The following is a 24,502-nucleotide window of genomic DNA, read 5'->3' on the forward strand; positions in this document are numbered from 1 at the left end:
TGCGCGATGCGCGACGATGACCGACTGCCGGCGAGCGACGCGCCCCTCAACCCGGCGCTCAAGAGCGGGATCGAGACGAGCGTCGATACCGAACGCACCACCCCCGCGCCGATCGAGACCGCGTCAGCGAAGGAAGGCGAGGGCGAAGGCTGGCCGGTGATCTGGCTGGTCGTGGTCGTCTCGTGCGTCGCGCTGACGGTCTATCTCCTGCTCTGACGCGCTGAATTGATCCATCGCATATCGGATCGAGGGCGCGCATCCGAGCGTCGAACCGAGGAGCGGAGATGCAGGACGACATCATCATCGTCGGCGCGGGGCCGGCCGGGCTGAGCCTTGCCAACTCGCTGGCGGGGCACGGCCTCTCCATCGCCCTGGTCGAGCGCCAATCGCTGGAGCAGCTGGAGGCCCCGGAGTTCGACGGCCGCGAGATCGCGCTCACCCATCGCTCGGTCGGTATCCTCAATGGGCTTTCGGTCTGGCCCGAACTCGCTGCCGAAGCCGCACCCATGCGCGAGGCGCGGGTATTGAACGGTGCATCTCCCTTCGCCCTGACCTTTGATTCCGGCCAGGCGATCGAAGGGCTGTTGGGATGGCTCGTGCCGAACCACGCGATCCGCCGCGCGCTCTATCGGGCCGTGCTATCGCGACCCGATGTGCGGATTGTGACCGGGGCCGAGGCGGCTGCGGTCCACACCCGCGCATCGGGCGCCGAGTTGCGGCTGCGCGATGGGCGCTCGCTTCGCGGCCGCCTGCTCGTCGCCGCCGATTCGAGGATGTCGGCGGTCCGCGACATGCTGGGCATTTCCGCGCATATTCGCCGCACCGGCCGCGCGATGCTGGTATGCCGCATGGAGCATGACGGCGATCATGCGCGAACCGCGACCGAATGGTTCGATCACGGCCAGACGCTGGCGCTCCTGCCGCTGAACGGGCGTATGTCGTCGGCGGTGATCACGCTGCCGTCGCACGAGGCCGAGCGGCTGATGGCGCTCGGCACCGAAGCGTTCGAGGCCGAGATGGAGCGCCGCTTCGCCCATCGCATGGGCCGGATGCGGCTCGCCAGCTCGCGGCATCTCTATCCGCTGACCATCACCTGGTCGCGCCATTTCGCGGCGACACGCGCGGCGCTGGTCGGCGATGCCGCGGTGGGGATGCATCCGGTGACCGCGCACGGCTTCAATCTCGGGCTGCTTGGCCAGCACGGGCTCGCGCGGCAGGTGCTCCGCGCGGCGCGGCGCGGAGGCGATCCCGGCGCCGAGGGCCCGCTTAAGCGCTACGAGGCGCTCCACCGGCTCGCCTGCCGTCCGCTCTACGACGCGACCAACGCGCTGGTGGCGCTCTACACCCGCGAAAGTCCCGTCGCGCGCCTGGCCCGGCCCGCCGTGCTGAGGCTGGGACAACGGTTGCCGCTGGCGCGGCGGGGGATCGGCGCGCTGCTCGCCCAGCGTTAGGCGGCGAGCGGCAGCGCTTAGGCTGCCAGCCTGAGCTCGAGCCTGCCCCAGATTTCGGTGAGAGCGTTGACGAGATCGCGCATCATGGGTTCGTCATGCGCGGGTCCGGGCGTGAAGCGCAGCCGCTCGGTGCCGCGGGGCACGGTGGGGTAGTTGATCGGCTGGACGTAGACGCCATATTCGGCGAGCAGCACATCGCTGATCTTCTTGGCCTTGACCGGATCGCCGACCATCAGCGGGACGATGTGCGTGGTCGAGGCGAGGACGGGGAGACCGGCCTCCGCCATCATCGCCTTGAGCTTGGCGGCGGCGGCGTGCTGGCCGTCGCGCTCGGCGGTCGAGCCCTTGAGGTGCTTGACCGACGCCAGCGCGCCGGCGACCAGCACCGGCGACAGGCTGGTGGTGAAGATGAAGCCCGGCGCGTAAGAGCGGATCACGTCGATGATCATCTGGTCGGCGGCGATATAGCCGCCCATCACTCCGAACGCCTTGCCGAGCGTGCCTTCGAGGATGGTGATGCGGTGGGCGACTTCGTCGCGCTCGGTGATGCCGCCGCCGCGCGGGCCGTACATGCCGACGGCATGGACCTCGTCGCAATAGGTCAGCGCGTTGTACTTGTCGGCGAGGTCGCAGATCCCGGCGATCGGGGCGATGTCGGCATCCATCGAATAGACGCTCTCGAACGCGATCAGCTTGGGCAGCGCGGGGTCGTCGGCGGCCAGCAGCTCCTCGAGATGGGCGAGATCGTTGTGGCGGAACACGCGCTTCTCGCAGCCCGAATTGCGGATGCCGGCGATCATCGAGGCGTGGTTCAGCTCGTCCGAATAGACGATGCAGCCGGGCAGGATTTTGGCCAGCGTCGCCAGCGTCGCTTCGTTCGAGACATAGCCCGAGGTGAACAACAGCGCGTTTTCCTTGCCGTGGAGATCGGCCAGCTCGCGCTCCAGCTCGATATGGTAATGGGTGTTGCCGCCGATGTTGCGCGTGCCGCCAGAGCCGGCGCCGACGTCGTGCAGCGCCTCCTCCATCGCCGCGATCACCTTGGGATGCTGGCCCATCGCCAGATAGTCGTTCGAGCACCACACCGTGATCGGCTTCGGTCCGTTATGCCCCGCGAAACACCGCGCATTGGGAAACATCCCCTTGTTACGCAATATGTCGATGAACACACGGTACCGTCCCTCCGCATGCAACCGGTCAATAGCGCCGGCGAAAATCTGCTCGTAATCCAACGCTCGTCCCCACCCGGATTGCTGATGGGAGGCTTTTATCGAGTGCATTGGCGGCCGGGTATCCGGTCGTTCCCCTCCGGTGTGTCCCCTAGGTCGGTCACCCGAATTTTCGCTCGCCCCGCCGCCGCCTATCGGACAACCCTCTCGAATTCCGAAGGGGGATACAATGCACTCCAGGAAGTTGTGGCTGTGGCTGGGGGCGATATTTGTGCTCTCGTTCGCGGTCCTCGGCCTTATCGGCCGGGAAATCTATGTGAAGGCGCCGCCGGTGCCCGAGACGGTGGTCACCACGCAGGGCGACATCGTCTACACCAAGGACCAGATCCAGTCCGGCCGCGAAGCCTGGCAGACGCTGGGCGGCATGCAGCTCGGCTCGGTCTGGGGCCATGGCGGCTATGTCGCGCCGGATTGGGGCGCCGACTGGCTCCACCGCGAAGCGCTCGCGCTGCTCGACATCTGGGCGCAGAAGGAGAAGGCCAAGCCCTTCGCCCAGCTCGGTGCGGAAGAGCAGGCATCACTCCGGGAGCGGCTCAAGACCGAGCTTCGCACAAACAGCTACGATGCCAAGACCGGCGCGATCACCGTGTCGGCGGAGCGCGCGCAGGCGATGGCGCAGGTCGGGGATCATTATGCCCGGCTGTTCAGCAGTGATCCCCGGCTTACGCACCTGCGCGAGCAATATGCGATTCCCGAGCGTTCGCTCGTCCGCGCACGCGACCGTACCGATATCGGCGCCTTCTTCTTCTGGACCGCCTGGACCAGCGTGACGCAGCGGCCGGACGATACGATCAGCTACACCAACAACTGGCCGCACGAGCCGCTGGTCGGCAACACGCCTTCGGCCTCGCTTGGCATGTGGTCGATCGCGAGCGTGCTGTTCCTGATCGCCGGGGTGGGCTGGCTGACCTGGCATCAGGCGCGCCGCGGCGAGGACGAGCATGCCGAGGCGCCGGCGGCCGATCCGCTGCTCGGCATGACGCCGACGCCGTCGATGAAGGCGTCGCTCAAATATTTCTACACCGCGCTCGCCTTGTTCCTGACGCAGGTGCTGCTGGGCGCGATCACCGCCCATTACGCAGTGGAGGGCCACGACTTCTACGGCATCGCGATATCCGACGTCATCCCCTATGCCCTGACCCGTACCTGGCACACGCAACTAGGCATATTCTGGATCGCCACCGCGTGGCTGGCGACCGGGCTGTACGTCGCGCCGATGCTCTCGGGCCACGAGCCCAAATTCCAGCGGTTTGGCGTCAACCTGCTCTGGGTGGCGCTGCTCGTCGTCGTCGTCGGATCGTTCGCGGGCGAATGGTTCGCGATCCAGCAGAAGCTCGGGCACGGCGCCAATTTCTGGTTCGGCCACATGGGCTACGAGTTCGTCGATCTGGGCCGCTTCTGGGCGATCCTGCTGTTCGCTGGGCTGATGATCTGGTTGACCCTGGTCGGCCGGGCATTGTGGCCGGCGCTCAAGACCCCGACCGAGAGCCGCGGGCTGATCGGCATGGTGTTCGTCTCGACGATCTGCATCGGCCTGTTCTTCGGTGCGGCGCTGACCTGGGGGCGGCACAGCCCGCTGTCGATGATCGAGTATTTCCGCTGGTGGGTGGTCCATCTGTGGGTCGAGGGCTTCTTCGAGGTCTTCGCCACGGCGGTGATTGCGCTCATCTTCGCGGGGCTCGGTCTGGTGCGCGCCCGGGCGGCGAACACCGCGGTGGTCTTCTCGACCGCGGTGTTCCTGACCGGCGGCATCCTCGGCACGCTCCACCACCTCTATTTCTCCGGCACCACGACTCCGATCATCGCCTGGGGCGCGATGTTCTCGGCGCTCGAAGTCGTGCCGCTGGCGCTGTTGGGGGTGGAGGCGTTCCACAACTATCGCATGACCAAGGCCGCGCCCTGGGTGCAGACCTACAAATGGCCGATCCTGTTCTTCGTGGCGGTGTCGTTCTGGAACCTGGTCGGCGCCGGCATCCTCGGCTTCGCGATCAATCCGCCGATCTCGCTCTACTATGTTCAGGGCCTCAACCTGACGGCGAGCCACGGCCATGCCGCGCTGTTCGGGGTCTATGGCATGCTCGGCATCGGGCTGATGCTGTTCTGCCTGCGCACCACCTTCCGCGGTGCCAACTGGTCGGACGCGCTGCTCAAGCCCGTGTTCTGGACGCTCAATCTCGGGCTCGCCGGCATGGTGTTCCTGAGTCTCGTGCCCGCCGGGCTGTACCAGGCGTATCACAGCGTCACCAACAGCTTCTGGTACGCGCGCTCGCCGGAGATCGTCCACAGCCGCGTCATGGAGACCCTGGTATGGATGCGCGTGCCCGGCGACATCGTGTTCGGCACCGGCGCGATCGTGCTGGCGCTGTTCATGGCGCGGCTGCTCTTCGCGCGGCGCGGGCCGCGCGGCGTCTATGCCGAGCCGGAGCTGGTGCCCGCCGAATAAGGTCCCCCTCGGGCCGGTCTCGCATGCGAGACCGGCCCATTTTTCGAATTTCAGGAAAGTCCACGATGAAACCCGACAGCGAAATCCACGCGCGGCTGATGCGCCTCCCGCCGGTCTTGCGCGGCGGGTTTCGTCCCTTCTTCCTCGGCGGTGCACTATGGGCGCTCGCGGTGGTCGCCTTGTGGGTGTGCGTCCTGTCGGGCGGCGTCACGTTGCCCACCGCCTTCGATCCGCTTGCCTGGCACCGCCACGAGATGCTGTTCGGCTATCTGGGCGCGGTCGTCGCGGGCTTTCTGCTGACCGCGATCCCCAACTGGACCGGGCGCACGCCGATCGCCGGGGCGCCGCTGGCCGGGCTGTTCGCCCTCTGGGTCGCCGGCAGGCTGGCGGTGTTCTTCTCCGCTGCCGCCGGGCCCGCGGTCGCGCTGGTCCTCGATACCGGCTTCCTCGCCGTCATGGCGCTCATCGCCGCGCGCGAGGTCATCGCCGCGAAGAACCGGAATTTTCCGATCGTCGCGGCGGTCGGCTTGTTCGCTGCGGCCAATGCGCTCGATCACATGGAAGCGCTCGGCGTCCCTGTCCCGGCGGGACTCGGCTGGCGCTGCGGATTCGCGATCGTCCTGCTGCTCGTGTCGCTGATCGGCGGGCGGATCATCCCCGCCTTCACGCGCAACTGGCTGGTCAAGCAAGGGCGCGAGCGGGGGCTTCCCGTCCAGACGAACCGCTTCGACATCGCCACCTTGCTGACGACCGCGCTCGCACTGTTCGCCTGGGCGGCCTCGCCCGACAGCAGCGCGAGCGGCGGGTTGCTGATCGCCGCCGGCCTGCTGCAGACGATCCGGCTCGCGCGCTGGTCGGGCTTGCGGACGTGGCGCGAGCCGATCGTGCTCATCCTGCACATTTCCTATGCGTGGCTGCCGCTCGGGCTGCTGGTGCTCGGCGGCAGCGCCTTCGTCTGGTGCATCCCGGTCTCGGCCGCGACGCATGCGCTGAGCGCCGGAGCGATGGCGTCGATGACGCTGGCGGTGATGACGCGGGCGTCGCTCGGCCATACCGGCCGCGAGCTCCGCGCCGATGGCTGGACGCAGGCGATCTATGCGCTCGTCACCGCCGGCGCGGCGCTGCGCTTCGCGGCGCCGATGCTCCCCGTCGATTATATGCCCGGGATCGCCGCCGCCGGGGCGCTGTGGGGCGCGGCGTTCCTGCTGTTCGTGCTCGCTTACGGGCCGAAGCTGCTCGGGCCGCGGCCCGACGGCATGCCCTGATCGCGGCCTCCGGGAAGCGGCTCCGGGATACTCCCTAGGGTCAACATCCCAATTTGCCGCGGCGGCCCGGGAGTGCATCCCGAAGCGGGGACTCAGAAAGCCGAGGACAGGCATATGCTTAAGACCGAACCAGCGCTCACGTCGCGCGACGTTGCGGCCGTATGGCCGACCGCGACCCTGATGGCGCCGCTTCCGGTCATCGATTTCGGCACCGCGCGGCCGCGCCCGCCGCGCGATGGCGCGCCACGGCGTGACGCCGTCGCCGCGCCTCGTGCCTGGTGGCGCCTGTCGGCGCTGTTGCGGCTGCGCGTGCTCGGGCCGCAACCGGCGGGGGCGGGGCTGTGCCATGAACGTTATCGAGTTTGAGGCGACGCCCAATCCCGACGCCCTGCGCATCCTGCCGGGGATTCCCCTCGCGCCCGCGCAGCCACGCCAGTTCACCAGCCAGAATGCCGCCGCTGACCCGCTCGCGACCGCGCTGCTGGCGATCGACGGCGTCGTGCGCATTCTGATCGGCGCGGACTTCGTGACCGTGGTGCGCGAGAATGCCGGCTGGGCCTGGGAAAGGTTGCGGCCCCAGATCGCGCTCGCTTTGTCGGATGTCGTCAACGGGGGTCTTGCGCTCGCGCCACCGCCCGAGCCGGCGGATCGCGCGCCGCTGGGCGAGATCGGGCAGCAGATCGAAGAGGTGCTCGACCGGTGGGTCCGGCCGCTATTGGCGGCGGACGGTGGCGAAGCGGTGCTCGTGCGCTTCGATCCGGTCGACGGGACCGCCTGGGTCCGCTTGGACGGCGCGTGCGGCGGCTGTCCGTCTGGCAGCATCACGCTCAAGCGCAGCATCGAGCAGACGATCCGTCGCTGGGTTCCGGAAGTGGCGCGGGTGCTGGCTGCGGAAAGCGAGGCGCCGCGCGACGAAGATCCCAAGGCGCGCTTCCGCCGCTGGATCGCCGAGAAATGGGGAAAGGGCTAGGCCAGCCGCGCGATCATCACCATCCGCACGAGTTCCGACAGCGTGCGCGCGTCGGTCTTGGTCATCACGTTCGCGCGATAGACCTCCACGGTGCGTGCGCTGATCTCGAGGTCGTACGCGATCACCTTGTTCGCCTTGCCCTCGATCAATCCTTCCATCACCTCGCGCTCGCGCCCGGAGAGCGTCGCGAGGCGCCGGCGGATCTCGTCGCGTTCCAGCTCGATCTCGCCGCGGCTCTGCTGCCGGGCGAGCGCGGTGCGCACCGCCATCAGGATGGCTTCGTCGCTGAACGGCTTCTCGATGAAGTCGGAGACCCCGGCATGGAGGGCCTGGATCGCCATCGGCACGTCGGCATGGCCGGTGATCATGATCACGGGATCGGTCACGCCCATCGACTTCAGCTTGGCGACGAGCTCCATGCCGCTCATTTCGGGCATCCGCACGTCGGTGATTATGCAGCCATGCTCCATGACCGGCACCGCCTTGAGGAACGGCGCTGCCGATTCGTAGGTGCGCGTCGCTATCTCCGAGCATCCGAGCAGGAAGGAGAGCGAGCCGCGGACGCCCTCGTCGTCGTCGACAATATGAACCACCGGCTCATTCGGCATCGCTGAGTTCCTCCTTGCTGACGCTGGGAACGGTGAAGCTGAAGACGGCGCCGCCGCCTTCATTCGCTCCCGCCCAGATCTTTCCGCCATGCGCTTCCACGATCGTGCGGCAGATGGAAAGCCCCACGCCCATGCCGGTGCGCTTGGTGGTGACGAAAGGCTGGAAGAGCTGATCGGCGACGTCGGGCCGAATTCCCGGGCCGGTGTCGGCCACGGTCACCATCGCCATCCCCGCATCGTCCGTCGCAACGTTGATCGAAAGCTCGCGCCGCTCCGATCCGGTCATCGCGTCGATCGCGTTGCGGATCAGGTTCAATATCACCTGCTGGATCTGGACCTTGTCGACGAGCACCAGGTCGATTTTTGGCTGCAGATCGATGCGGGCGCGCACGCCATATTCCTTGGCGCCGACCAGCGCGAGTGCGCTCGCCTCTTCCAGCAGCTTGGGCAGGCTCTCCAGCCGGCGCTCGGTCTCGCCGCGCGAGACGAAGTCGCGCAGGCGGCGGATGATCTCGCCGGCGCGCAGCGCTTCGCTCGCGGCGCGCTCGACCGCGTCGGCGACCTTGTCTTGCGGCACCTGCTCGCGCTTGAGCAGCATCCTGCTGCCCGACAGATAGTTGCCGATCGCGCTCAGCGGCTGGTTGAGTTCGTGCGCGAGCGCGGAGGCCATCTCACCGAGCGCGGTGAGCCGCGACACATGGACCAGCTCGCTCTGAAGCTCTTGCAGGCGCGTCTCGGTCTGCTGACGCTCAGTCAGGTCGCGCACGAAGCCGGTGAAGAAACGGCCCTCGGTGAGCTCCATCTCGCCCACGGCGAGCTCCATCGGGAAGGTCGAGCCGTCCTTGCGCTCGCCGACGACGACGCGGCCGACGCCGATGATGCGCCGCTCGCCGGTCTGGTAGTAGCGCTCGAGATAGCCGTCATGCGCCTCGCGATAGGGAGAGGGCATGAGCATGCTGACGTTGCGCCCGGTGACTTCTTCGGAGGTCCAGCCGAACTGGCGCTCGGCGGTGTCGCTGAAATCGCGGATCAGTCCGTCCTCATCGATGACGATCATCGCATCGGGGACGGTCTGGAGGATCGAGGTCAGGTGCGCCTCACGCCGCTCGAGTTCGCGTGCGATTGCCGCCTCGTCGCTCCGCGCGCGCTTCAGCCAGGCGCCGCCGACGGCGATGACGCCGCCCATGCAGAGGAACACGGTCGCGGCGACCCAGTCGCCGAACAGCAGCTCGCCGGTCAGGCGGTCCGCCGCCAAGCCGGCGGCGGCGCCGGCAAGGGTCGCCGCCAGCGCGGGCCAGAACCCGATGAATGCCGCGGCCACGACGCCCGGCACGAAGAAGATGAAGGTCGCCCGGTTCGCGAGCAGCGGGTCGAGTCCCAGGCGGGCGACGAACCCCGTGGCGGTCACCGCGATCGCGATCAGCGTCGCGCTTGCCGCGCTCATGCGCTGTGCCAGCGGCAAGGGAGCACGCGCCTTCAGCGCCGGCCGGAAAGCGCCCGGGTCTCCTTCGCCTCCGGTGCGTCCCCTAGGATGAACACCCAAATTTCCGCTCCCTGCCGGCGCGCCTAGATCGTTTCCGACCGCTGCCGCCGACCGATTGCCGCAGCAGCCAGGAGAATTCAACATGCCGGCCCGCACCGATCGGATCCTTCACCGCGTGCTTCGATGGCAACAGGTCTGACCGGGCGACGGATGCGGTTCCGCCAGCCGCCGGGAATCCCCTGATGTCGAGGCCCCGCATCCTTCTTGTCGACGACGATCCGGCGGTCCGCTCGTCAATCGCCTTCGCGCTCGAGATCGAAGGCTTCGACGTGGCCACGTTCGGCAGCGCCGAGGCGCTGCTCTCGGTCGGCGTTGCCGCGCCGCATGCCTGCATGGTGTTCGACCATCGCCTGCCTGGCCTGGATGGCCTCGCATTGCTGGCGGCGTTGCGGATACGCGGCGAGCAGGCGCCCGCCATCATCATCACCAGCAACCCCCCGCAACGGCTTCGCCAGCGCGTGTTGGACGCGGGCGCCCGGCTGGTCGAGAAGCCGCTGCTCAGCGACGCGCTCGTCGCGGCGGTGCGGGAAGCTGCGTCTCGTGAAGGGAGCGCGCGATGAGCGCTTCGTCACCAGACCGGATACATTTCGGCGGCCGAGAGCTGCCGAAGCGCCGTGCGGTGGGGTTGCACGCCGGCGCGCGCCCCGGGGGATGCGTCCGCCAGCGACAGATGGTTGCGCAGGGCATCTCCGCTGGCGCTCCACGTCCGGCATCCGGCCACCTGACGCATTTCGACGCACCCGCATTCTCTTGCCGTGCGCTCGAGCGCCGATCCGAGCGTCGCGCGGACGGGGGCCGAACGGCTGACTTCCAGGGTCACGAAATTATCGACGAGCATCAGCCGCCCCGGTTGCGCGCATTCCTCTATCCGGTAGCTGGCCATGCCGAAGACGGCTCCATCGGGTGCCCACATGCCCAGCAACTCGCCGGGGCGGCAGCTTGCGACGAATGCCGTCCAGAGGTCCGGCGCGACCTCGGGCGCGATGGCGCGGACCAGGGCATAGGCCTGTTCGGCCTCGGGCTGCCCGATCGGTATCACCGACAGGTAAGACATGCGGGGCTCATCCCATGAGTGCTCCCGATTTTCGGATAAAGCGCGATTTCCCTCGCGCCTTGACCTGCCTCACTTTCGCATCACCTTCGGGGGGAATCGCATGCATATCCGCAACCTAGCCGCCGCGGATCCGCAGCTTGCCGACGATCACTCCTGCTTCGGCTGCCCGGTGCGCGATCTCGCGATATGCAACAGCCTCACCCAGATCGAGCTCGCGGTGTTTCGCGACAGCGGCTCGAAAAGGCGTCTCCAGCCCGGCGAGCCGCTATGCTGGGAGGGTGACGAGGCCGCTTATGTCTATACCGTGACGCGCGGCACGCTTCGGCTCTCGAAGCTGCTTTCGGACGGCAGGCGGCAGGTCACCGGCTTCGCCTTTCCGGGCGACTTCCTCGGCGTGACGATGGAGGACGAGCACCCCTTCACCGCCGAGGCGGTGTCCGAAGTCGAACTCTGCCAGTATCGCCGCAGCCGGTTCGACGCCTTTGTCGATTCGCACCCGCATATTGAGCGGCGCCTGTATTCGGCGGCTGCGAGCGAGCTCGCCGCTGCCCGGGACCAGCTCGTCCTGCTCGGCCGCAAGACCGCGGCGGAGCGACTCGCCAGCTTCCTGCTCCAGATGACGCGGCGGAGCGAGCAGAGCCCGGGCAAGCCCTTGCGGGCGACGCTGCCGATGACCCGCACCGACATCGCCGACTATCTCGGCCTCCGTATCGAGACCGTCAGCCGCGAGCTCGGCATGCTCAAGACCAGCGGCCTCGTGCGCATGGTCGGCGTCCACGAATTGTGGGTTCTCGATCGCGAAGGCCTGGAACTGCGCGGCGCGGACTGAGGGCGCGGAGGGCTCGCAATTGATCCTGCGCAATGGGCCCGGAGCCTATCGGAGTAGGGGGTGGGGCATCTGAAGAAAGGTGGCGTAGATGCTCACGAAAACCTGTCTTTGTTAGCAAGTGCGACGCTGTTCGCATTGGTCGCCCCGGCGAACGGCGCGCCGTTCCAGGACCATGGCGCGCATGCCGCGAACGGCACGGCAGCGGACGTCGTGCGCGACGCAATCCGGAGACGGTTCGCATCCATCTCGACACGGTCGAGATCACGCCGCCGTGCCTGCCGCTTGGATGAGGTGCGTCAAAAGCGCGTTGCGAGCGCCGAATTGAGATAGGTCAACAGCGCGCCGTCGAGCCGGCCCCACATTGTCCCGCCAACGCAATGCGATGAGGAATCTCATGCAATTCGAGAACGCGCTCGCCGAGGAGATCTGGACCGCGAAATACCGTTTCCGTCCGGCGCTGGATCAGGGAGACGCGACCGTGGACGAGACGATCATGCGGGTCGCCGCGGCGGTCGCGGACGCCGAGCGCGACGAGGTACGTGCCCTGTGGCGCGCGCGCTTCGAGGACGCGCTGCGCGACTTCCGCTTCATCCCCGCCGGCCGGATCCTGGCCGGCGCCGGCACCGAGCGCGCCGTCACGCTCTTCAACTGCTTCGTGATGGGGACGATTCCCGACAGTCTCGACGGCATCTTCGAGCATTTGCGCGAGGCCGCGATCACGATGCAGCAAGGTGGCGGCGTGGGGATGGATTTCTCGACGATCCGGCCCGCCGGCAGCGCGGTGCGCGGGGTGGGAGCCGAAGCCTCCGGCCCGCTGAGCTTCATGGACTGCTGGGATGCGATGTGCCGCACGGTGGAGTCGGCGGGTCAGCGGCGCGGCGCGATGATGGGGTGCCTGCGGATCGATCATCCCGATATCGAGGCGTTCATCGATGCCAAGCGCGATCCGGCGCGGCTCCGCAACTTCAACGTCTCGGTGCTCGTGCCTGACGATTTCATGATGGCGCTGGCAGGGGATCGCGACTGGCCGCTCGTCTTCGGCGGCCGCACCTATCGCACCGTCAAGGCGAAGGCGCTGTGGGAGCGGCTGATGCGCGCCACCTACGAGACCGCCGAGCCGGGGGTGATCTTCGTCGACCGGGTGAACCAGGCGAACAACCTCGCGCATTGCGAGACGATCAGCGCGAGCAATCCGTGCGGCGAACAGATGCTGCCGCCTTATGGGGCGTGCCTCCTCGGCTCGATCAACCTCGCGCGGCTCGTCGACCGCCCCTTCGCCGACGATGCCGCGCTCGACGAGGAAGCCCTTGCCGAGCTGACGCGGACCGCGGTCCGCTTCCTCGACAACGTCATCGACATCTCGCGCTACCCGCTCTTCGACCAGGAGTCCGAAGCGAAGGCCAAGCGCCGGATCGGCCTGGGGATCACCGGACTGGCGGACGCGCTGCTGTTCTGCTCCGCCACCTATGGGACGAGCGAGGCGCTGGCGCTCACGCGCCGGTGGCTGGAGATCATCAAGCGCGAAGCCTATCGCGCTTCCGCCCTCCTCGCTGAGGAGAAGGGGACGTTCCCCGCGTACGACGAAGCCATGTTCGACCGCCCAAACCTGGTGTCGCTCGACGAGGAAACCCGCGCGCTGATCGCCGAGCATGGCCTGCGCAACGGCTGCCTCACCTCGATCGCGCCGACGGGCACGACTTCGCTGCTCGCGGGGAACGTTTCTTCGGGCATCGAGCCGGTCTTCGCCTATTCGTACACGCGGCGCATCCGGCAGGCGGACGGCTCGACGCGCGAGCAGGCGGTCGAGGATTACGCGATGCAGGTGTGGCGGCGCGAGAAGGGAGACGTGCCCCCACCCGAATCGCTCTTCGTCAGCGCCCAGACGCTCACGCCGTCGGATCACCTGACGATGCAGGCGGCCGCGCAGACGCTGATCGACAGCTCGATCTCGAAGACGGTGAATTGCCCGCAGGACATCAGCTTCGAGGCGTTCGCGGATATCTATGTCGAGGGCTATCACCTCGGCTGCAAGGGCCTGACCACCTACCGGCCGAACGCGGTGACCGGCTCGATCCTGAGCGTCGCCGCGCCCGAGGCCAGGCCCGCCATCGTCGAGGAGGCGCCGCTCGAGCCGCGTTCGGAGGCGCTGGAGGGCACGACCTACAAGCTGCGCTGGCCCGACAGCGCGCACGCCGTCTATGTGACGATCAACGACGTCTCCAGCGGAGGCGGGGCGCGGCCGTTCGAGATCTTCGTGAACTCGAAGAACATGGAGCATTATGCCTGGACGCTCGCGCTCACGCGGATGATCTCGGCGGTGTTCCGTCGCGCGCGCGACGTCTCGTTCGTCGCGGAGGAGCTCAAGGCGGTCTTCGATCCCCGCGGCGGCGCGTGGATGCACGGGCGCTACGTCCCTTCGCTCCCCGCCGCGATCGGCGGAATCATCGAGCGGCATGTCGGCACGCTCGAGCCGTCGGCAGCGCCGCCCGAACCGGCAGCGTCGAAGCCGGTCCCGCTAACCTGCCCACAGTGCGGCGCGGCGGCGATGATCAAAGCCGAGGGCTGCAACAATTGCCTCGACTGCGGCTTCTCCAAATGCGGATGAGGCGCGCGGCGCGGCGTCAGATCGCGCGCGAGTGGCGCGCCGGCGCCTTGCCCAGATATTCGTCGAAGGCGGCGGCGACCACGCGGACCAGCGGCCGCGCCGCTTCGGGCACTTCGATCACGTTGCCCGATACCGCCGCGAGCCCGTCATGCACGATCTCGCCGAGCCCCGCGGCGCTGCCCATGACTGCGCTGGCATCGACGCCGTAGGGGAGGCAGAGCGTGCCGAGGTCTGCGCGGTAATCGCACATGATCCGCTCGATGATCGTCGCGCGCAGCTTGTCCTGGCCCTGGAACCCACATGCTTTCGCCACGGCCGTGCCGTGCGCCCCGACGCGCTTCTGATATTCGCCGATCAGCACCGAGTTCTGGACATAGCCCTGCGGCAGCCGCCCGATCGACGAGGCGCCGAAGCCGATCAGCGTCGGGCACGCATCGGTGGTGTAGCCCTGGAAGTTGCGGTGGAGCCGGCCTTCGCGGAAGGCGCGCGCCAGATCGTCGTCTGGGCGGGCATAATGGTCGAGCCCGATGCGGACATAGCCGGCATCCTGCAGCAGTTCCGCGATCGCTTCCGCCTGGGCGTGGCGCGCCGCGCCGTCGGGCAGCGCGGCCTCCTCGATCTTGCGCTGGTGAATCTTGAAGCTCGGCACATGCGCGTAACCGAACACCGCGAAGCGATCAGGCAGCAATGTGAGCGACTGCGCGACGGTCTCGGCGCACGAGTCGACGGTCTGGTGCGGCAGGCCGTAGATCAGGTCGAAGTTGATCCCCGTGACCCCCGCGGCGCGAAGGTGCCGCGCGGCCTCGGCGGTCTGCTCGAAGCTCTGGATGCGGTTGATCGCGCGCTGCACGGCGGGGTCGAAGCTCTGGACTCCGAGGCTCGCCCGCGTCACTCCGCCGCGCGCGAGCGCATCGATCATCGCGGCGTCGAGCGTGCGCGGGTCGAGCTCGATCGCGACTTCGCTCGCGGCATCGATGCGGAACGTTTCGCGAAGCCGGTCCATCAGCGCGACGAACTGGCGCGGCTGCATCAGGCTGGGCGTGCCCCCGCCGAAATGGATGTGCCGCACAGCCGGCGTCTGGCCCATCGCGTCCCGCACCCAGGCGATCTCGCCGAGCAGCGACTCGAGGTAGCGCGTGATCGGTTCCTCGCGCGCGGTGACCGTGGTGTGGCAGCCGCAATACCAGCACATCGAGCGGCAGAAGGGCACGTGCAGATAGACCGAGACCGGCTCGGTCGGCGGCAGTTCCGCCAGCCAGTGCGCATAGCGCTCCGGCGTCATCCCGGGCGCGAAATGCGGGGCGGTCGGGTAGCTGGTGTAGCGCGGCAGCGGCCGATCCGCGTAGCGCGAGACGATCTCGGGCGTCACTGGGGTTCCTCCTGGTTTCGCGGGCGCTCTACCGCAAGCGGCGCGTGCCCGCGCCTCGGGTACGGACCGGATGCGTTCTCCGCCCGAGGCGGGCCGGCGCGGCGGTCACAGGATGTGGCGGTCCTGCCCGTTCAGGAGGTTGCCGGCGCGGCCTTCGAGCGCTTCGATCTTCAGTGCGAGGATCCGGCGGCGCGCGGCGCGGACCATCCCCTCGGCTTCCCACCGGCTCACGATCCGGCTGACCGTGTGCAGCGTGGTGGCGGTGAGCTCGGCCAGTTCCTGGCGCGAGATCTCGACCATGTGCGAGCCGCCCTGCGCGATGAGCCGCAGCAGGGCCCGCGCCACGCGCTGCTCGACCGGCTGGGACGATACTTCGTGCAGCCGTTGCAGCATCTCCTCGTTACCCTGCGAGAGAAAGCGCATCGTGTTGAACGCCAGGGGAGGATTCTCGAAGAGCATCGAAAGCGCGCGCTCCGCGGGCCAGGCCAGGGTCTTGACCGCGGTGACCGCCGAGGCGGTTGCGGGATGATTGGTGCGTTGCACGACCGAGGACGCGCCGGGCAGATCGCCCGGGCCGAGCACGTGCACGGTCATCGCGGCGCCGCGCGGCGAGGTCCGCCACACCCGCACATGCCCTTCGGTGATGGCGAAGAGCTGCGTCGCGAGATCCTCTTCGTGGAACAGCGCTTCGCCCGGCGCATAGGCCCGCCGCACTCCGCTTTCGAAGAGCAGCGTCAGGAGCGGTGCGGGCAGGTCCGCGAAAAAGGCGCCGATCAAAGGCATGCGGCTTCATCGTCGTTCGCCGGCGGCGCTTCTTTGACCTAGAACAAATTCAACCGGCTCCCGGCATGCCATGGCGATCGGACCGGTCGACAATTCCGCCCGGCAAGGAGCTGAAAACCCATGCCGATCGGCGGATTCGCGGCGATCTTCGCGCTCTTGGTTCTTTCGACGCTGGCATCGGGCATCTGGCTGGTGCTGCGGGCGAATGCCGTCGCGCGCGAGACGGATAGCGTTCATAACGACATCGTCCCGGGACCCACGCGCCCGCCGGGACGGCGCACCTCGCGTGAGAGCGTGCGGCTGGCCGGGCTCGTATTCGGTCTTTCCTGCGCGGGCCTCGCGCTGTTCATCGTCCTGTATGTGAGCGGCACGATCGAACCGGGCTGGACCGTTAACGATCCGACGGTGCAGCGCCCATGACGGCTTCGTCGGACTACCGGGAGCCCGCCGACACCGACGCGGCATCCCTCCCTCTTCCCCCATTCGGTTTCCACGAAAGCGCGATCCATGGATAATATCGTGACCGGTGCCCTCGGCTGGTTCTTGCTCGGCATTCTGGCTGCGCTCGCGGCGGCGGCCACGCGCGACGCCGGCTTCGCGGTGCACATGGCGATCTTCGCGCTGGCGGCGTTCGCAGCGGGCTTCCTCGCGATGCGCAAGATCGCGGAGCCCGCGGTTAACGATGCCGCGCTAGCCACGCGCTATGACGACGATCCGGTTCGCTGGGGCGTTATCGCGACGGTGTTCTGGGGCGTGGTCGGCTTTCTCGTCGGGGTGGCGATCGCCTCGCAGCTCACCTTCCCGGGCCTCAATCTCGGCGAATATGTCAATTTCGGGCGCATCCGCTCGCTGCATACGTCCGCGGTGATCTTCGCCTTTGGCGGCAACGCGCTGATCTGCACGAGCTTCTATGTCGTCCAGCGCACCTGCCGGACGCGGCTGGCCTTTCCGGGCCTCGCGCGCTTCGTCTTCTGGGGCTACCAGCTGTTCATCGTGCTGGCCGCGACCGGCTATGTGCTCGGCATCACCCAATCCAGGGAATATGCCGAGCCCGAATGGTATGTCGACATCTGGCTGACGATCGTCTGGGTCGCCTATCTGGCGGTCTTCGTCGGGACGCTCGTCCGCCGCGCCGAGCCGCACATCTACGTCGCCAACTGGTTCTACCTGTCTTTCATCATCACCATCGCGATGCTGCACATCGTCAACAATTTGGCGATTCCGGTCTCGCTGCTCAGCTCGAAATCCTATTCGGCGTTCGCGGGCGTGCAGGATGCGCTGGTGCAATGGTGGTACGGGCACAACGCGGTCGCGTTCTTCCTGACCGTGCCCTTCCTGGCGATGATGTACTACTTCGTGCCCAAGCAGGCGCAGCGCCCGATCTACAGCTACCGGCTGTCGATCCTCCATTTCTGGTCGCTGATCTTCCTCTATATCTGGGCCGGCCCGCACCATCTCCACTACACCGCGCTGCCCGATTGGGCGCAGACGCTCGGCATGGTCTTCTCGGTCATGCTGTGGATGCCGAGCTGGGGCGGCATGATCAACGGGCTGATGACGCTCAACGGCGCGTGGGACAAAATCCGCACCGATCCGATCATCCGCATGATGGTGTTCGCGCTCGCCTTCTACGGCATGGCGACCTTCGAGGGGCCGATGCTGTCGATCAAGAGCGTCAACTCGCTCAGCCATTACACCGAATGGACCGTCGGCCATGTCCATAGCGGGGCGCTGGGCTGGAACGGCATGATCACCTTCGGCGCGCTCTATTACATGACGCCGCGGCTATGGGGCCGCGAGCGGCTCTATTCGCTGCGCATGATCAACTGGCACTTCTGGCTCGCGACGCTGGGCATCGTCCTATACGCCTCGGCGCTGTGGGTCGCCGGCATCACCCAGGGGCTGATGTGGCGCGAATATGGTGACGACGGCTACCTCGTCTACGCCTTCGCCGAAGTCGTCGCCGCGATGAAGCCCTATTATCTGATCCGCGTGGTCGGCGGCCTGCTCTATCTCGCCGGCGCGCTGGTGATGGTGTGGAACATCTGGATGACGATCGCCGGCCGCGTGCGTGACGAGGCGCCGCTTTCCACCGCCCCCTACGATCCCGAGCGGGACCGCCCGCTGGTTCCGGCAGCAGCCGAATAGGAGCCGATTGAAATGTCTTCGAAGCTCCTCGATCACAAGAAGATCGAACGTAACGTCACGCTGCTCGGCGCGCTCGCGCTGGTGGCGGTGACCATTGGCGGCATCGTCGAGATCGCGCCGCTGTTCTGGATCGACTCGACGGTGGAAAAGGTGGAGGGCGTGCGTCCCTACACCCCGCTCGAGCAGGTCGGCCGCGACATTTATGTGCGCGAGGGCTGCTACAACTGCCATTCGCAGATGATCCGTCCGTTCCGCGACGAGGTCGAGCGTTACGGCCCCTACAGCCTCGCCGCCGAAAGCATGTACGATCATCCGTTCCAATGGGGCTCCAAGCGCACCGGGCCCGATCTCGCGCGCGTCGGCGGGCGCTATTCGGACGAATGGCACGTCCAGCATCTCAAGGACCCGCAGTCGGTCGTGCCCGAATCGATCATGCCCAAATACGCGTTCCTCGCCGATCACGATCTGGACGCGAGCGATATCCAGGACCGGCTGACCGCGCTGCGCCGGGTGGGCGTGCCCTATTCCGACGATGATATCGCCAAGGCCGCTGCCGATCTGAAAGCGCAGGCGGAGCCCGATGTCGATCACGACGATCTGCAGAAGCGCTACCCCAAGTCGCAGGCGCGCGATTTCGACGGCAATCCGGGGCGGACGACCGAGATGGATGCCCTCGTCGCCTATCTCCAGATGCTCGGCACCCTGGTCGATTTCCAGTCCGCCAAGCCCCAGGAGCAGGCGCGATGAACTACGACGCGCTGCGCCACTTCGCCGACAGCTACGGCCTGGTCTTCATGATCCTGGTCTTTCTGGGGCTGATCGGCTGGACCTTCCGCAAGGGTGCGTCGCGGCACCACGAGCGCGCCGCCACCATGATTTTCGACGAGGAACGGCCCGGTGACTGAGAAACGGATCGACGACGCGACCGGCACCCAAACCGTCGGTCACGAATGGGACGGCATCGAGGAACTCGACACGCCGATGCCGCGCTGGTGGCTCTATACCCTCTATGCCACCATCGTCTTCTCGCTCGGCTATGTGATCGCCTATCCCGCCTGGCCGCTCATCGACCGCGCCACTCATGGCGTTCTCGGCTGGACCAGCCGCGGCGCGTTCAACGAGGAGATGGCGCGCGAAGGCGGCCGGCGCGCGCCGATCGTGGAGGCGCTTTCGCGTATCCAGATCGAACGGCTGCCCGAGGATTCGAAGCTGCTCGACGCCGCCGTCGCGGGCGGCGCCGCGGCGTTCAAGGTGCATTGCGTCCAGTGCCATGGCTCGGGCGCGCAGGGCGGCCGTGGCTATGCCAACCTCAACGACGACGATTGGCTGTGGGGCGGCGACCTCAAGACGATCGAGGAGACGATCCGCAACGGCGTCCGCCAGCCCGGCAACGATGCGACGCGCCAGTCGCAAATGCCTGCCTTCGGCCGCGACCAGCTGCTCAAGCCCGAGGAGATCGAGGATGTCGTCTCCTATGTCCGCTACGTTTCGCGGCAGGAGCCGGCAAGCCGATCGGCGCAGCGCGGCGCGCAGGTCTTCGCCAACAATTGCGCGGCGTGCCACGGCGCCGATGCTAAGGGCAACCGGCAGTTCGGCGCGCCGAACCTGACCGATTCGATCTGGCTGTACGGCGGCGACCGCGAAACGCTTAGCGACACGGTGCACAATGCCCGCAGCGGCGTGATGCCGGCTTGGGGCGGCCGGCTCGATCCCGTCACCATCAAGATGCTCGCCGCCTATGTCCATTCGCTGGGCGGCGGCGAGGCGTTCGTTCCCGAGGCGCCGGCGGCCAACGTCGCCGCGCCCGCACCGGAGGCGGCGCCGGCCGCGCAATCGCAGAATGGCAAGCCCTGAAGACCTGACCCGCCCGGGGATCAAGCTGTTCGAAGCGCGGCGGAAGATATTCCCCAAAGCGATCAACGGCAGTTACCGGCGCCTGAAATGGGCGATCATGGCGGTGACCCTCGCCATCTATTACGTCACGCCCTGGCTGCGTTGGAACCGCGGCCCCTATGCGCCCGATCAGGCGGTGCTGGTGGATATCGCCAACCGCCGCTTCTTCATGTTCTCGATCGAGATCTGGCCGCACGAATTCTATTATGTCGCCGGGCTGCTGATCATGGCCGGGATCGGGCTGTTCCTGGTCACCTCGTCGGTGGGGCGGGCCTGGTGCGGCTATGCCTGCCCGCAGACGGTGTGGACCGATCTGTTCCTCCACGTCGAGCGTTTCATCGACGGCGACCGCAATGCCCAGCTCCGGCTGCAGAAGGCGCCGCTCGGCCCGGCCAAGATCGCCAGGCGCGTGGTGAAGCATGGCATCTGGCTGGTGATCGCGGTGGCGACCGGCGGCGCGTGGATCTTCTATTTCGCCGACGCGCCGACGCTCTTCAGGCAATTGTTCGCGGGCGAGGCTCCGCTCGTCGCCTATGCGACGGTCGCGGTGCTGACCTTCACCACCTACACGCTCGGCGGGCTGATGCGCGAGCAGTTCTGCATCTATGCCTGTCCCTGGCCGCGGATCCAGGGCGCGATGCTCGACGAGAAGTCGCTGATCGTGACCTACAAGCATTGGCGCGGCGAACCGCGGACGCACGGCCTCAAGCGCGCGGGCGAAGCGGTCCGCAGGCCCGAGGCGGGTGATCAGGGCGCTGCGCCGCAGCAAGGCCTGCCCTCACTCGTGATGCTCGCGTCGAACCCCGAGAAGACGCCGCGAATTGGCGATTGCATTGATTGCAACGCGTGCGTTGCCGTTTGTCCGACGGGGATCGATATCCGGGAGGGCTCGCAGATCGGCTGCATCACCTGCGGCCTGTGCATCGATGCCTGCGACGAGGTCATGGTCAAGATCGACCGCCCGACCCGGTTGATTGGCTATTCGACGGTTGCCGACGAGATGGCGGCGGGCGAGGGGCGACCGACCGAGCATCCGATGCGGCGGCTGTTCCGGCCGCGGGCCGTGATCTATTTCCTGGTCTGGGCCGGGATCGGCTGCGGGATGCTGTTCGCGCTCGGCACGCGCCAGCGGCTCGATCTGTCGATCAGCCAGAACCGCAATCCGGTCTATGTCCGCCTTTCCGACGGGACGGTGCGCAACAGCTTCACCGCCAAGGTCCGCAACATGCAGAGCCGCCCGCGCGAGATGGAGGTCTCCGTCGAAGGCGTGCTGGGCGCAGTGCTCTGGTCGGATGACGGCAGCCGCGAGGCCGCCGGGCGCAGCGTGCGCATCGCGGTTCCCGCCGACCGCGTGGCCAAGGCGCGCCTGTTTATCGCCGCGCCCGGCGAGGGACCCGTGCGCAGCGACCTGAAATTCACCGTGCGCGCGCTCGATGCCGAGGGGGGGCGGAGCAGCGCCAGCAGCTTCTTCGAGCGTCCGGAGGGGGGTAGATGATCAAACGTTTCACCGGCTGGCACATGCTCGCGGTCATGCTGCTGATGTTCGGCACGATCATCGCCGTCAACGCGGTGATGGCCACCTACGCGATCTCGACCTTCGGCGGTCCGGTGGTCGACAACAGCTATGTCGCCAGCCAGCGCTTCAACGGCTGGTTGGCGCAGGCGCGCGCGCAGAAGGCGCTCGGCTGGACGATCGCGGTGCAGGGCAGCGCGGATGGCCGCATCGCGCTGCGCACCAATGCGCCGCCGGGCGCGACCGTGACCGGCGTGGCCGAGCATCCGCTGGGCCGCGCCGCCGCGCAGGCGTTGCGCTTCGTCGGCAATAACGGCGCGTTCCGCACGCGCGAGCCGCTTCCCGCCGGCCGCTGGCTGCTGCGCGTCGAAATCCGCGCAGGCGGCAAGACCGCGCGCTTCGCGAGCCAGGTCCGGCTGTGAACGCGGTCACCACCTTCGTCGTGCCCGATCTGCGCTGCGCCGCCTGCATCGGCAAGCTCGAGCGCGGGCTGGCCGCCGAGCCCGAAATCGCGCGTGCGCGCGTCAATTTCACCGCCAGGCGACTCCGGGTCGAGCACGCCGAAACTCTCGCCCCCGACGCGCTCATCGAGACGATCGCGCGGATCGGCTTCGAAGCGCATCCCTTTCTGGGCGAGGCGGAGGGCGCGTCGGGCCGTGAGCATCGCGAGTTGGTGAAGTGCCTCGCGGTCGCGGGCTTCGCCGCGACCAATGTGATGCTGCTATCGGTGTCGATATGGTCGGGCGCCGACGGGGCGATCCGCCAGCTCTTCCACCTGCTCTCCGGCGCCATCGCGCTGCCCGCGGTCGCTTATGCCGGCCGGCCCTTCTTCCGCAGCGCCTGGAGCGCCTTGCGGCGCGGCAGGACCAACATGGACGTGCCGATCTCGATCGGCGTGACCGTCGCCTGCGCGATCAGCGTCTACGAGACCGCGATCTGGGGGCGGCACGCCTATTTCGACGGTGCGGTGACCCTGCTGTTCTTCCTGCTCGCCGGGCGCACGCTCGACAGCATGATGCGCGCCAAGGCGCAGGATGCGGTCGCCGCGCTGCTGCGCCAGGCGCCGCCGGGCGCGGCGGTGATCGGCAGCGACGGTACGACCCAGTGGCGCGACGCCGACGAACTGGCCCCCGGCATGCGCATATTGGTCGCGGCGGGCGAGCGTGCGGCGGCCGACGGCGTGGTCGAAAGCGGTGTTAGCAGCGTCGATCGCGCGCTGGTCACCGGCGAGAGCCTCCCCGAAGCGGTGTCGGCCGGCGCGGCGGTCCTCGCGGGAACGATCAATCTCGATGCGCCGCTCATCGTGCGCGTCACCGCTGCGGGCGAGAGCACCGTCATCGCCGACATCGCCCGGATGATGGAGGCTGCGGGCGGGAGCAAGTCGCGCTACGTGCGCCTCGCCGACCGCGCCGCGCGCCTGTATGCGCCCGCGGTCCACACGCTAGCCGCGCTCAGCTTCGTCGGCTGGATGATCGCCGGCGCGGGGTTGCACCAGGCGGTGACGATCGCCGTCGCGGTGCTGATCATCACCTGCCCCTGCGCGTTGGGACTGGCGGTTCCCGTGGCCCAGGTGGTCGCGGCGGGCGCGCTGGCGCGGCGCGGAATCCTCGTCAAGGACGGATCGGCGCTCGAACGACTGGCCGAAGCCGACGCGGCGCTGTTCGACAAGACCGGGACGCTCACGCTGGGCCGCCCGGTTCCGGAAGCGCCGCTGGCGCTCGATGCCGCGGAGGCGCCGCTCGCTTTGGCGCTGGCGCAGGCCAGCCGCCATCCGCTGTCGCGCGCGCTGGCTGGCGCGCTGGCTGCGCATGGCGTGGAGCCGGAGAAAGTGGCCGACCTGCGAGAGCGGCCGGGACAGGGCGTGGAGGGGCATGTCGGCGACCGGGCGATCCGCCTCGGTCGGCCCGGCTGGATCGGCCTCGCCGCCGATGGCTCGGCGCTGGCGACGGCTTTTCACGTCGAAGGCGGCACGCCGCGGCTGCTGCGCTTCCGCGATGCGCTGCGACCGGATGCGCGGGCGGCGATCGACCGCATCCGCGCCGAGGGTTTGGAAGCGATGGTGCTTTCCGGCGACCGCCCCGAAGCGGTGGCCGAAGTCGCGGCGGTTCTCGGAATCGAAGCGCACGGCGCGGTCGGGCCGGACGGAAAGCTCGAGGTTATCGAGCGGCTGGCCGACGAAGGCCGCAAGGTGCTGATGGTCGGTGACGGACTCAATGACGGGCCCGCGCTCAAGGCGGCCTATGTGTCGATCGCGCCCTCCTCCGCCAGCGATGTCGGTCAGACCGCCGCCGACCTGCTGTTCCTCGGCGAGCGGCTGATGCCCGTACCGATCGCGATCGCCGCCGCGCGACGGACGATGCGCGTCGTCCGCCAGAATTTCGCACTGGCGATCGGCTACAATGTCCTCGCCGTCCCGCTCGCCTTCATGGGGTATGTCACGCCCCTGATCGCCGCACTGGCGATGTCCGGCTCGTCGGTCCTCGTCGTCGCCAACGCGCTGCGCCTTCGCGGGGCTGCGCGATGAACGGGCTCGTGCTCCTCATCCCCGTCGCGTTGAGTCTGGGGCTTGCCGGGCTGGCGGCGTTCTTCTGGTCGGTCCGTTCGGGCCAGTATGACGACATGGACGGCGCAGCGCTGCGGGTGCTGATCGACGACGAAGATGCCGAATGAGGTACGGATCCGAATTTGATGCCGCCACGAACCTGCCGGTCCGTTCGGCCTCGTTTCCGGCGCGAGAGCCGGTAGCGTGCGAATCCTTGGCTCGGCTTTTGGCCGGTCTCGCTCTTGCAGGACTTGCCT

General features: G+C 67.9%; 24 protein-coding genes. 18 read left to right on the forward strand and 6 right to left on the reverse strand.

Features of this window, described 5'->3' with window-relative positions:
• The first annotated feature begins 6 nt into the window (after window positions 1–6).
• Window positions 7–216 carry a hypothetical protein gene (locus KF730_RS12660; RefSeq protein ID WP_294097730.1) on the forward strand — a complete coding sequence of 70 codons (210 nt, stop codon included), beginning with the start codon at window positions 7–9 and terminating at the stop codon, window positions 214–216.
• 68 nt (window positions 217–284) lie between these two features.
• Window positions 285–1,451, forward strand: a complete 1,167-nt coding sequence (ubiM, locus tag KF730_RS12665) for a 5-demethoxyubiquinol-8 5-hydroxylase UbiM (protein ID WP_294097732.1) — start codon at window positions 285–287, stop codon at window positions 1,449–1,451.
• A gap of 17 nt (window positions 1,452–1,468) precedes the next feature.
• Here the strand turns inward: ubiM and hemA are convergent, their stop codons facing one another.
• Complete coding sequence (gene hemA / locus KF730_RS12670; RefSeq protein ID WP_294097734.1) at window positions 1,469–2,683, reverse strand: 5-aminolevulinate synthase; 1,215 nt, start codon at window positions 2,681–2,683, stop codon at window positions 1,469–1,471.
• A 166-nt stretch (window positions 2,684–2,849) separates the two neighbouring features.
• On the opposite strand from hemA, the gene KF730_RS12675 reads away from it, so the two are divergent.
• The 4 genes from KF730_RS12675 (at window position 2,850) to KF730_RS12690 (ending at window position 7,358) form a co-directional block, all read left to right on the forward strand.
• On the forward strand, window positions 2,850–5,123 hold the full coding sequence (locus tag KF730_RS12675; RefSeq protein ID WP_294097738.1) for a nitric-oxide reductase large subunit: 2,274 nt from the start codon (window positions 2,850–2,852) through the stop codon (window positions 5,121–5,123).
• A 65-nt stretch (window positions 5,124–5,188) separates the two neighbouring features.
• Window positions 5,189–6,388 (forward strand): NnrS family protein, encoded by a 1,200-nt coding sequence (locus KF730_RS12680; protein ID WP_294097740.1) that lies wholly within the window; start codon window positions 5,189–5,191, stop codon window positions 6,386–6,388.
• Between the two features lie 114 nt (window positions 6,389–6,502).
• A complete protein-coding gene (locus KF730_RS12685; protein WP_294097742.1) occupies window positions 6,503–6,754 on the forward strand; it encodes a hypothetical protein in 252 nt (83 codons plus the stop codon).
• Entirely contained in the window at window positions 6,735–7,358 is a 624-nt protein-coding gene (locus KF730_RS12690) for a NifU family protein (RefSeq protein WP_294097744.1), read from the forward strand. Before KF730_RS12685 ends, KF730_RS12690 begins: the two co-directional genes overlap by 20 nt.
• On the opposite strand, the gene fixJ is transcribed toward KF730_RS12690, so the two are convergent.
• Both fixJ and KF730_RS12700 read right to left on the reverse strand, forming a co-directional pair.
• On the reverse strand, window positions 7,355–7,966 hold the full coding sequence (gene fixJ / locus KF730_RS12695) for a response regulator FixJ (RefSeq protein WP_294097746.1): 612 nt from the start codon (window positions 7,964–7,966) through the stop codon (window positions 7,355–7,357). The genes KF730_RS12690 and fixJ overlap by 4 nt on opposite strands.
• Window positions 7,956–9,410, reverse strand: a complete 1,455-nt coding sequence (locus KF730_RS12700) for a PAS domain-containing sensor histidine kinase (protein ID WP_294097749.1) — start codon at window positions 9,408–9,410, stop codon at window positions 7,956–7,958. The genes fixJ and KF730_RS12700 overlap by 11 nt, the downstream gene beginning before the upstream one ends.
• Before the next feature lie 281 nt (window positions 9,411–9,691).
• Here KF730_RS12700 and KF730_RS12705 point away from each other — a divergent pair, with 281 nt between their 5' ends.
• Entirely contained in the window at window positions 9,692–10,069 is a 378-nt protein-coding gene (locus KF730_RS12705) for a response regulator (RefSeq protein ID WP_294097751.1), read from the forward strand.
• A gap of 8 nt (window positions 10,070–10,077) precedes the next feature.
• Here KF730_RS12705 and KF730_RS12710 read toward each other — a convergent pair whose 3' ends face one another.
• A complete protein-coding gene (locus KF730_RS12710; RefSeq protein WP_294097753.1) occupies window positions 10,078–10,563 on the reverse strand; it encodes a hypothetical protein in 486 nt (161 codons plus the stop codon).
• A gap of 100 nt (window positions 10,564–10,663) precedes the next feature.
• Here KF730_RS12710 and KF730_RS12715 point away from each other — a divergent pair, with 100 nt between their 5' ends.
• On the forward strand, window positions 10,664–11,392 hold the full coding sequence (locus KF730_RS12715; protein WP_294097755.1) for a helix-turn-helix domain-containing protein: 729 nt from the start codon (window positions 10,664–10,666) through the stop codon (window positions 11,390–11,392).
• A 394-nt stretch (window positions 11,393–11,786) separates the two neighbouring features.
• On the forward strand, window positions 11,787–13,997 hold the full coding sequence (locus KF730_RS12720; RefSeq protein ID WP_294097757.1) for an adenosylcobalamin-dependent ribonucleoside-diphosphate reductase: 2,211 nt from the start codon (window positions 11,787–11,789) through the stop codon (window positions 13,995–13,997).
• A gap of 16 nt (window positions 13,998–14,013) precedes the next feature.
• Here KF730_RS12720 and hemN read toward each other — a convergent pair whose 3' ends face one another.
• Window positions 14,014–15,366: an oxygen-independent coproporphyrinogen III oxidase gene (gene hemN, locus KF730_RS12725; RefSeq protein WP_294097759.1), complete on the reverse strand. Its 1,353-nt coding sequence runs from the start codon at window positions 15,364–15,366 to the stop codon at window positions 14,014–14,016.
• A 105-nt stretch (window positions 15,367–15,471) separates the two neighbouring features.
• Window positions 15,472–16,149, reverse strand: coding sequence for a Crp/Fnr family transcriptional regulator (locus KF730_RS12730; RefSeq protein WP_294097761.1), 678 nt, complete (start codon window positions 16,147–16,149; stop codon window positions 15,472–15,474).
• Between the two features lie 120 nt (window positions 16,150–16,269).
• Between KF730_RS12730 and KF730_RS12735 the strand changes: the two genes are divergently transcribed.
• From KF730_RS12735 to ccoS, 9 genes are all read left to right on the forward strand, one after another.
• Complete coding sequence (locus tag KF730_RS12735) at window positions 16,270–16,569, forward strand: hypothetical protein (RefSeq protein WP_294097763.1); 300 nt, start codon at window positions 16,270–16,272, stop codon at window positions 16,567–16,569.
• An 87-nt stretch (window positions 16,570–16,656) separates the two neighbouring features.
• Window positions 16,657–18,297: a cytochrome-c oxidase, cbb3-type subunit I gene (gene ccoN, locus KF730_RS12740; protein WP_294097765.1), complete on the forward strand. Its 1,641-nt coding sequence runs from the start codon at window positions 16,657–16,659 to the stop codon at window positions 18,295–18,297.
• A gap of 12 nt (window positions 18,298–18,309) precedes the next feature.
• Window positions 18,310–19,044 carry a cytochrome-c oxidase, cbb3-type subunit II gene (gene ccoO, locus KF730_RS12745; protein WP_294097766.1) on the forward strand — a complete coding sequence of 245 codons (735 nt, stop codon included), beginning with the start codon at window positions 18,310–18,312 and terminating at the stop codon, window positions 19,042–19,044.
• The gene (locus tag KF730_RS12750) at window positions 19,041–19,202 is read left to right on the forward strand and encodes a cbb3-type cytochrome c oxidase subunit 3 (protein ID WP_294097768.1); all 162 of its coding nucleotides are present in this window, start codon (window positions 19,041–19,043) and stop codon (window positions 19,200–19,202) included. Before ccoO ends, KF730_RS12750 begins: the two co-directional genes overlap by 4 nt.
• Window positions 19,195–20,151, forward strand: coding sequence for a cytochrome-c oxidase, cbb3-type subunit III (gene ccoP, locus KF730_RS12755; protein WP_294097770.1), 957 nt, complete (start codon window positions 19,195–19,197; stop codon window positions 20,149–20,151). The genes KF730_RS12750 and ccoP overlap by 8 nt, the downstream gene beginning before the upstream one ends.
• Window positions 20,138–21,685: a 4Fe-4S dicluster domain-containing protein gene (locus tag KF730_RS12760; protein WP_294097772.1), complete on the forward strand. Its 1,548-nt coding sequence runs from the start codon at window positions 20,138–20,140 to the stop codon at window positions 21,683–21,685. The genes ccoP and KF730_RS12760 overlap by 14 nt, the downstream gene beginning before the upstream one ends.
• Window positions 21,682–22,125, forward strand: coding sequence for a FixH family protein (locus KF730_RS12765; RefSeq protein ID WP_294097774.1), 444 nt, complete (start codon window positions 21,682–21,684; stop codon window positions 22,123–22,125). The genes KF730_RS12760 and KF730_RS12765 overlap by 4 nt, the downstream gene beginning before the upstream one ends.
• Window positions 22,122–24,227: a heavy metal translocating P-type ATPase gene (locus KF730_RS12770; protein ID WP_294097776.1), complete on the forward strand. Its 2,106-nt coding sequence runs from the start codon at window positions 22,122–22,124 to the stop codon at window positions 24,225–24,227. Before KF730_RS12765 ends, KF730_RS12770 begins: the two co-directional genes overlap by 4 nt.
• A complete protein-coding gene (gene ccoS, locus KF730_RS12775) occupies window positions 24,224–24,373 on the forward strand; it encodes a cbb3-type cytochrome oxidase assembly protein CcoS (protein ID WP_294097778.1) in 150 nt (49 codons plus the stop codon). Before KF730_RS12770 ends, ccoS begins: the two co-directional genes overlap by 4 nt.
• Window positions 24,374–24,502: the final 129 nt, after the last annotated feature.

It is taken from the genome of Sphingomonas sp. (assembly GCF_019635515.1).
In the GTDB taxonomy this organism is placed as follows: Bacteria; Pseudomonadota; Alphaproteobacteria; order Sphingomonadales; family Sphingomonadaceae; genus Sphingomonas.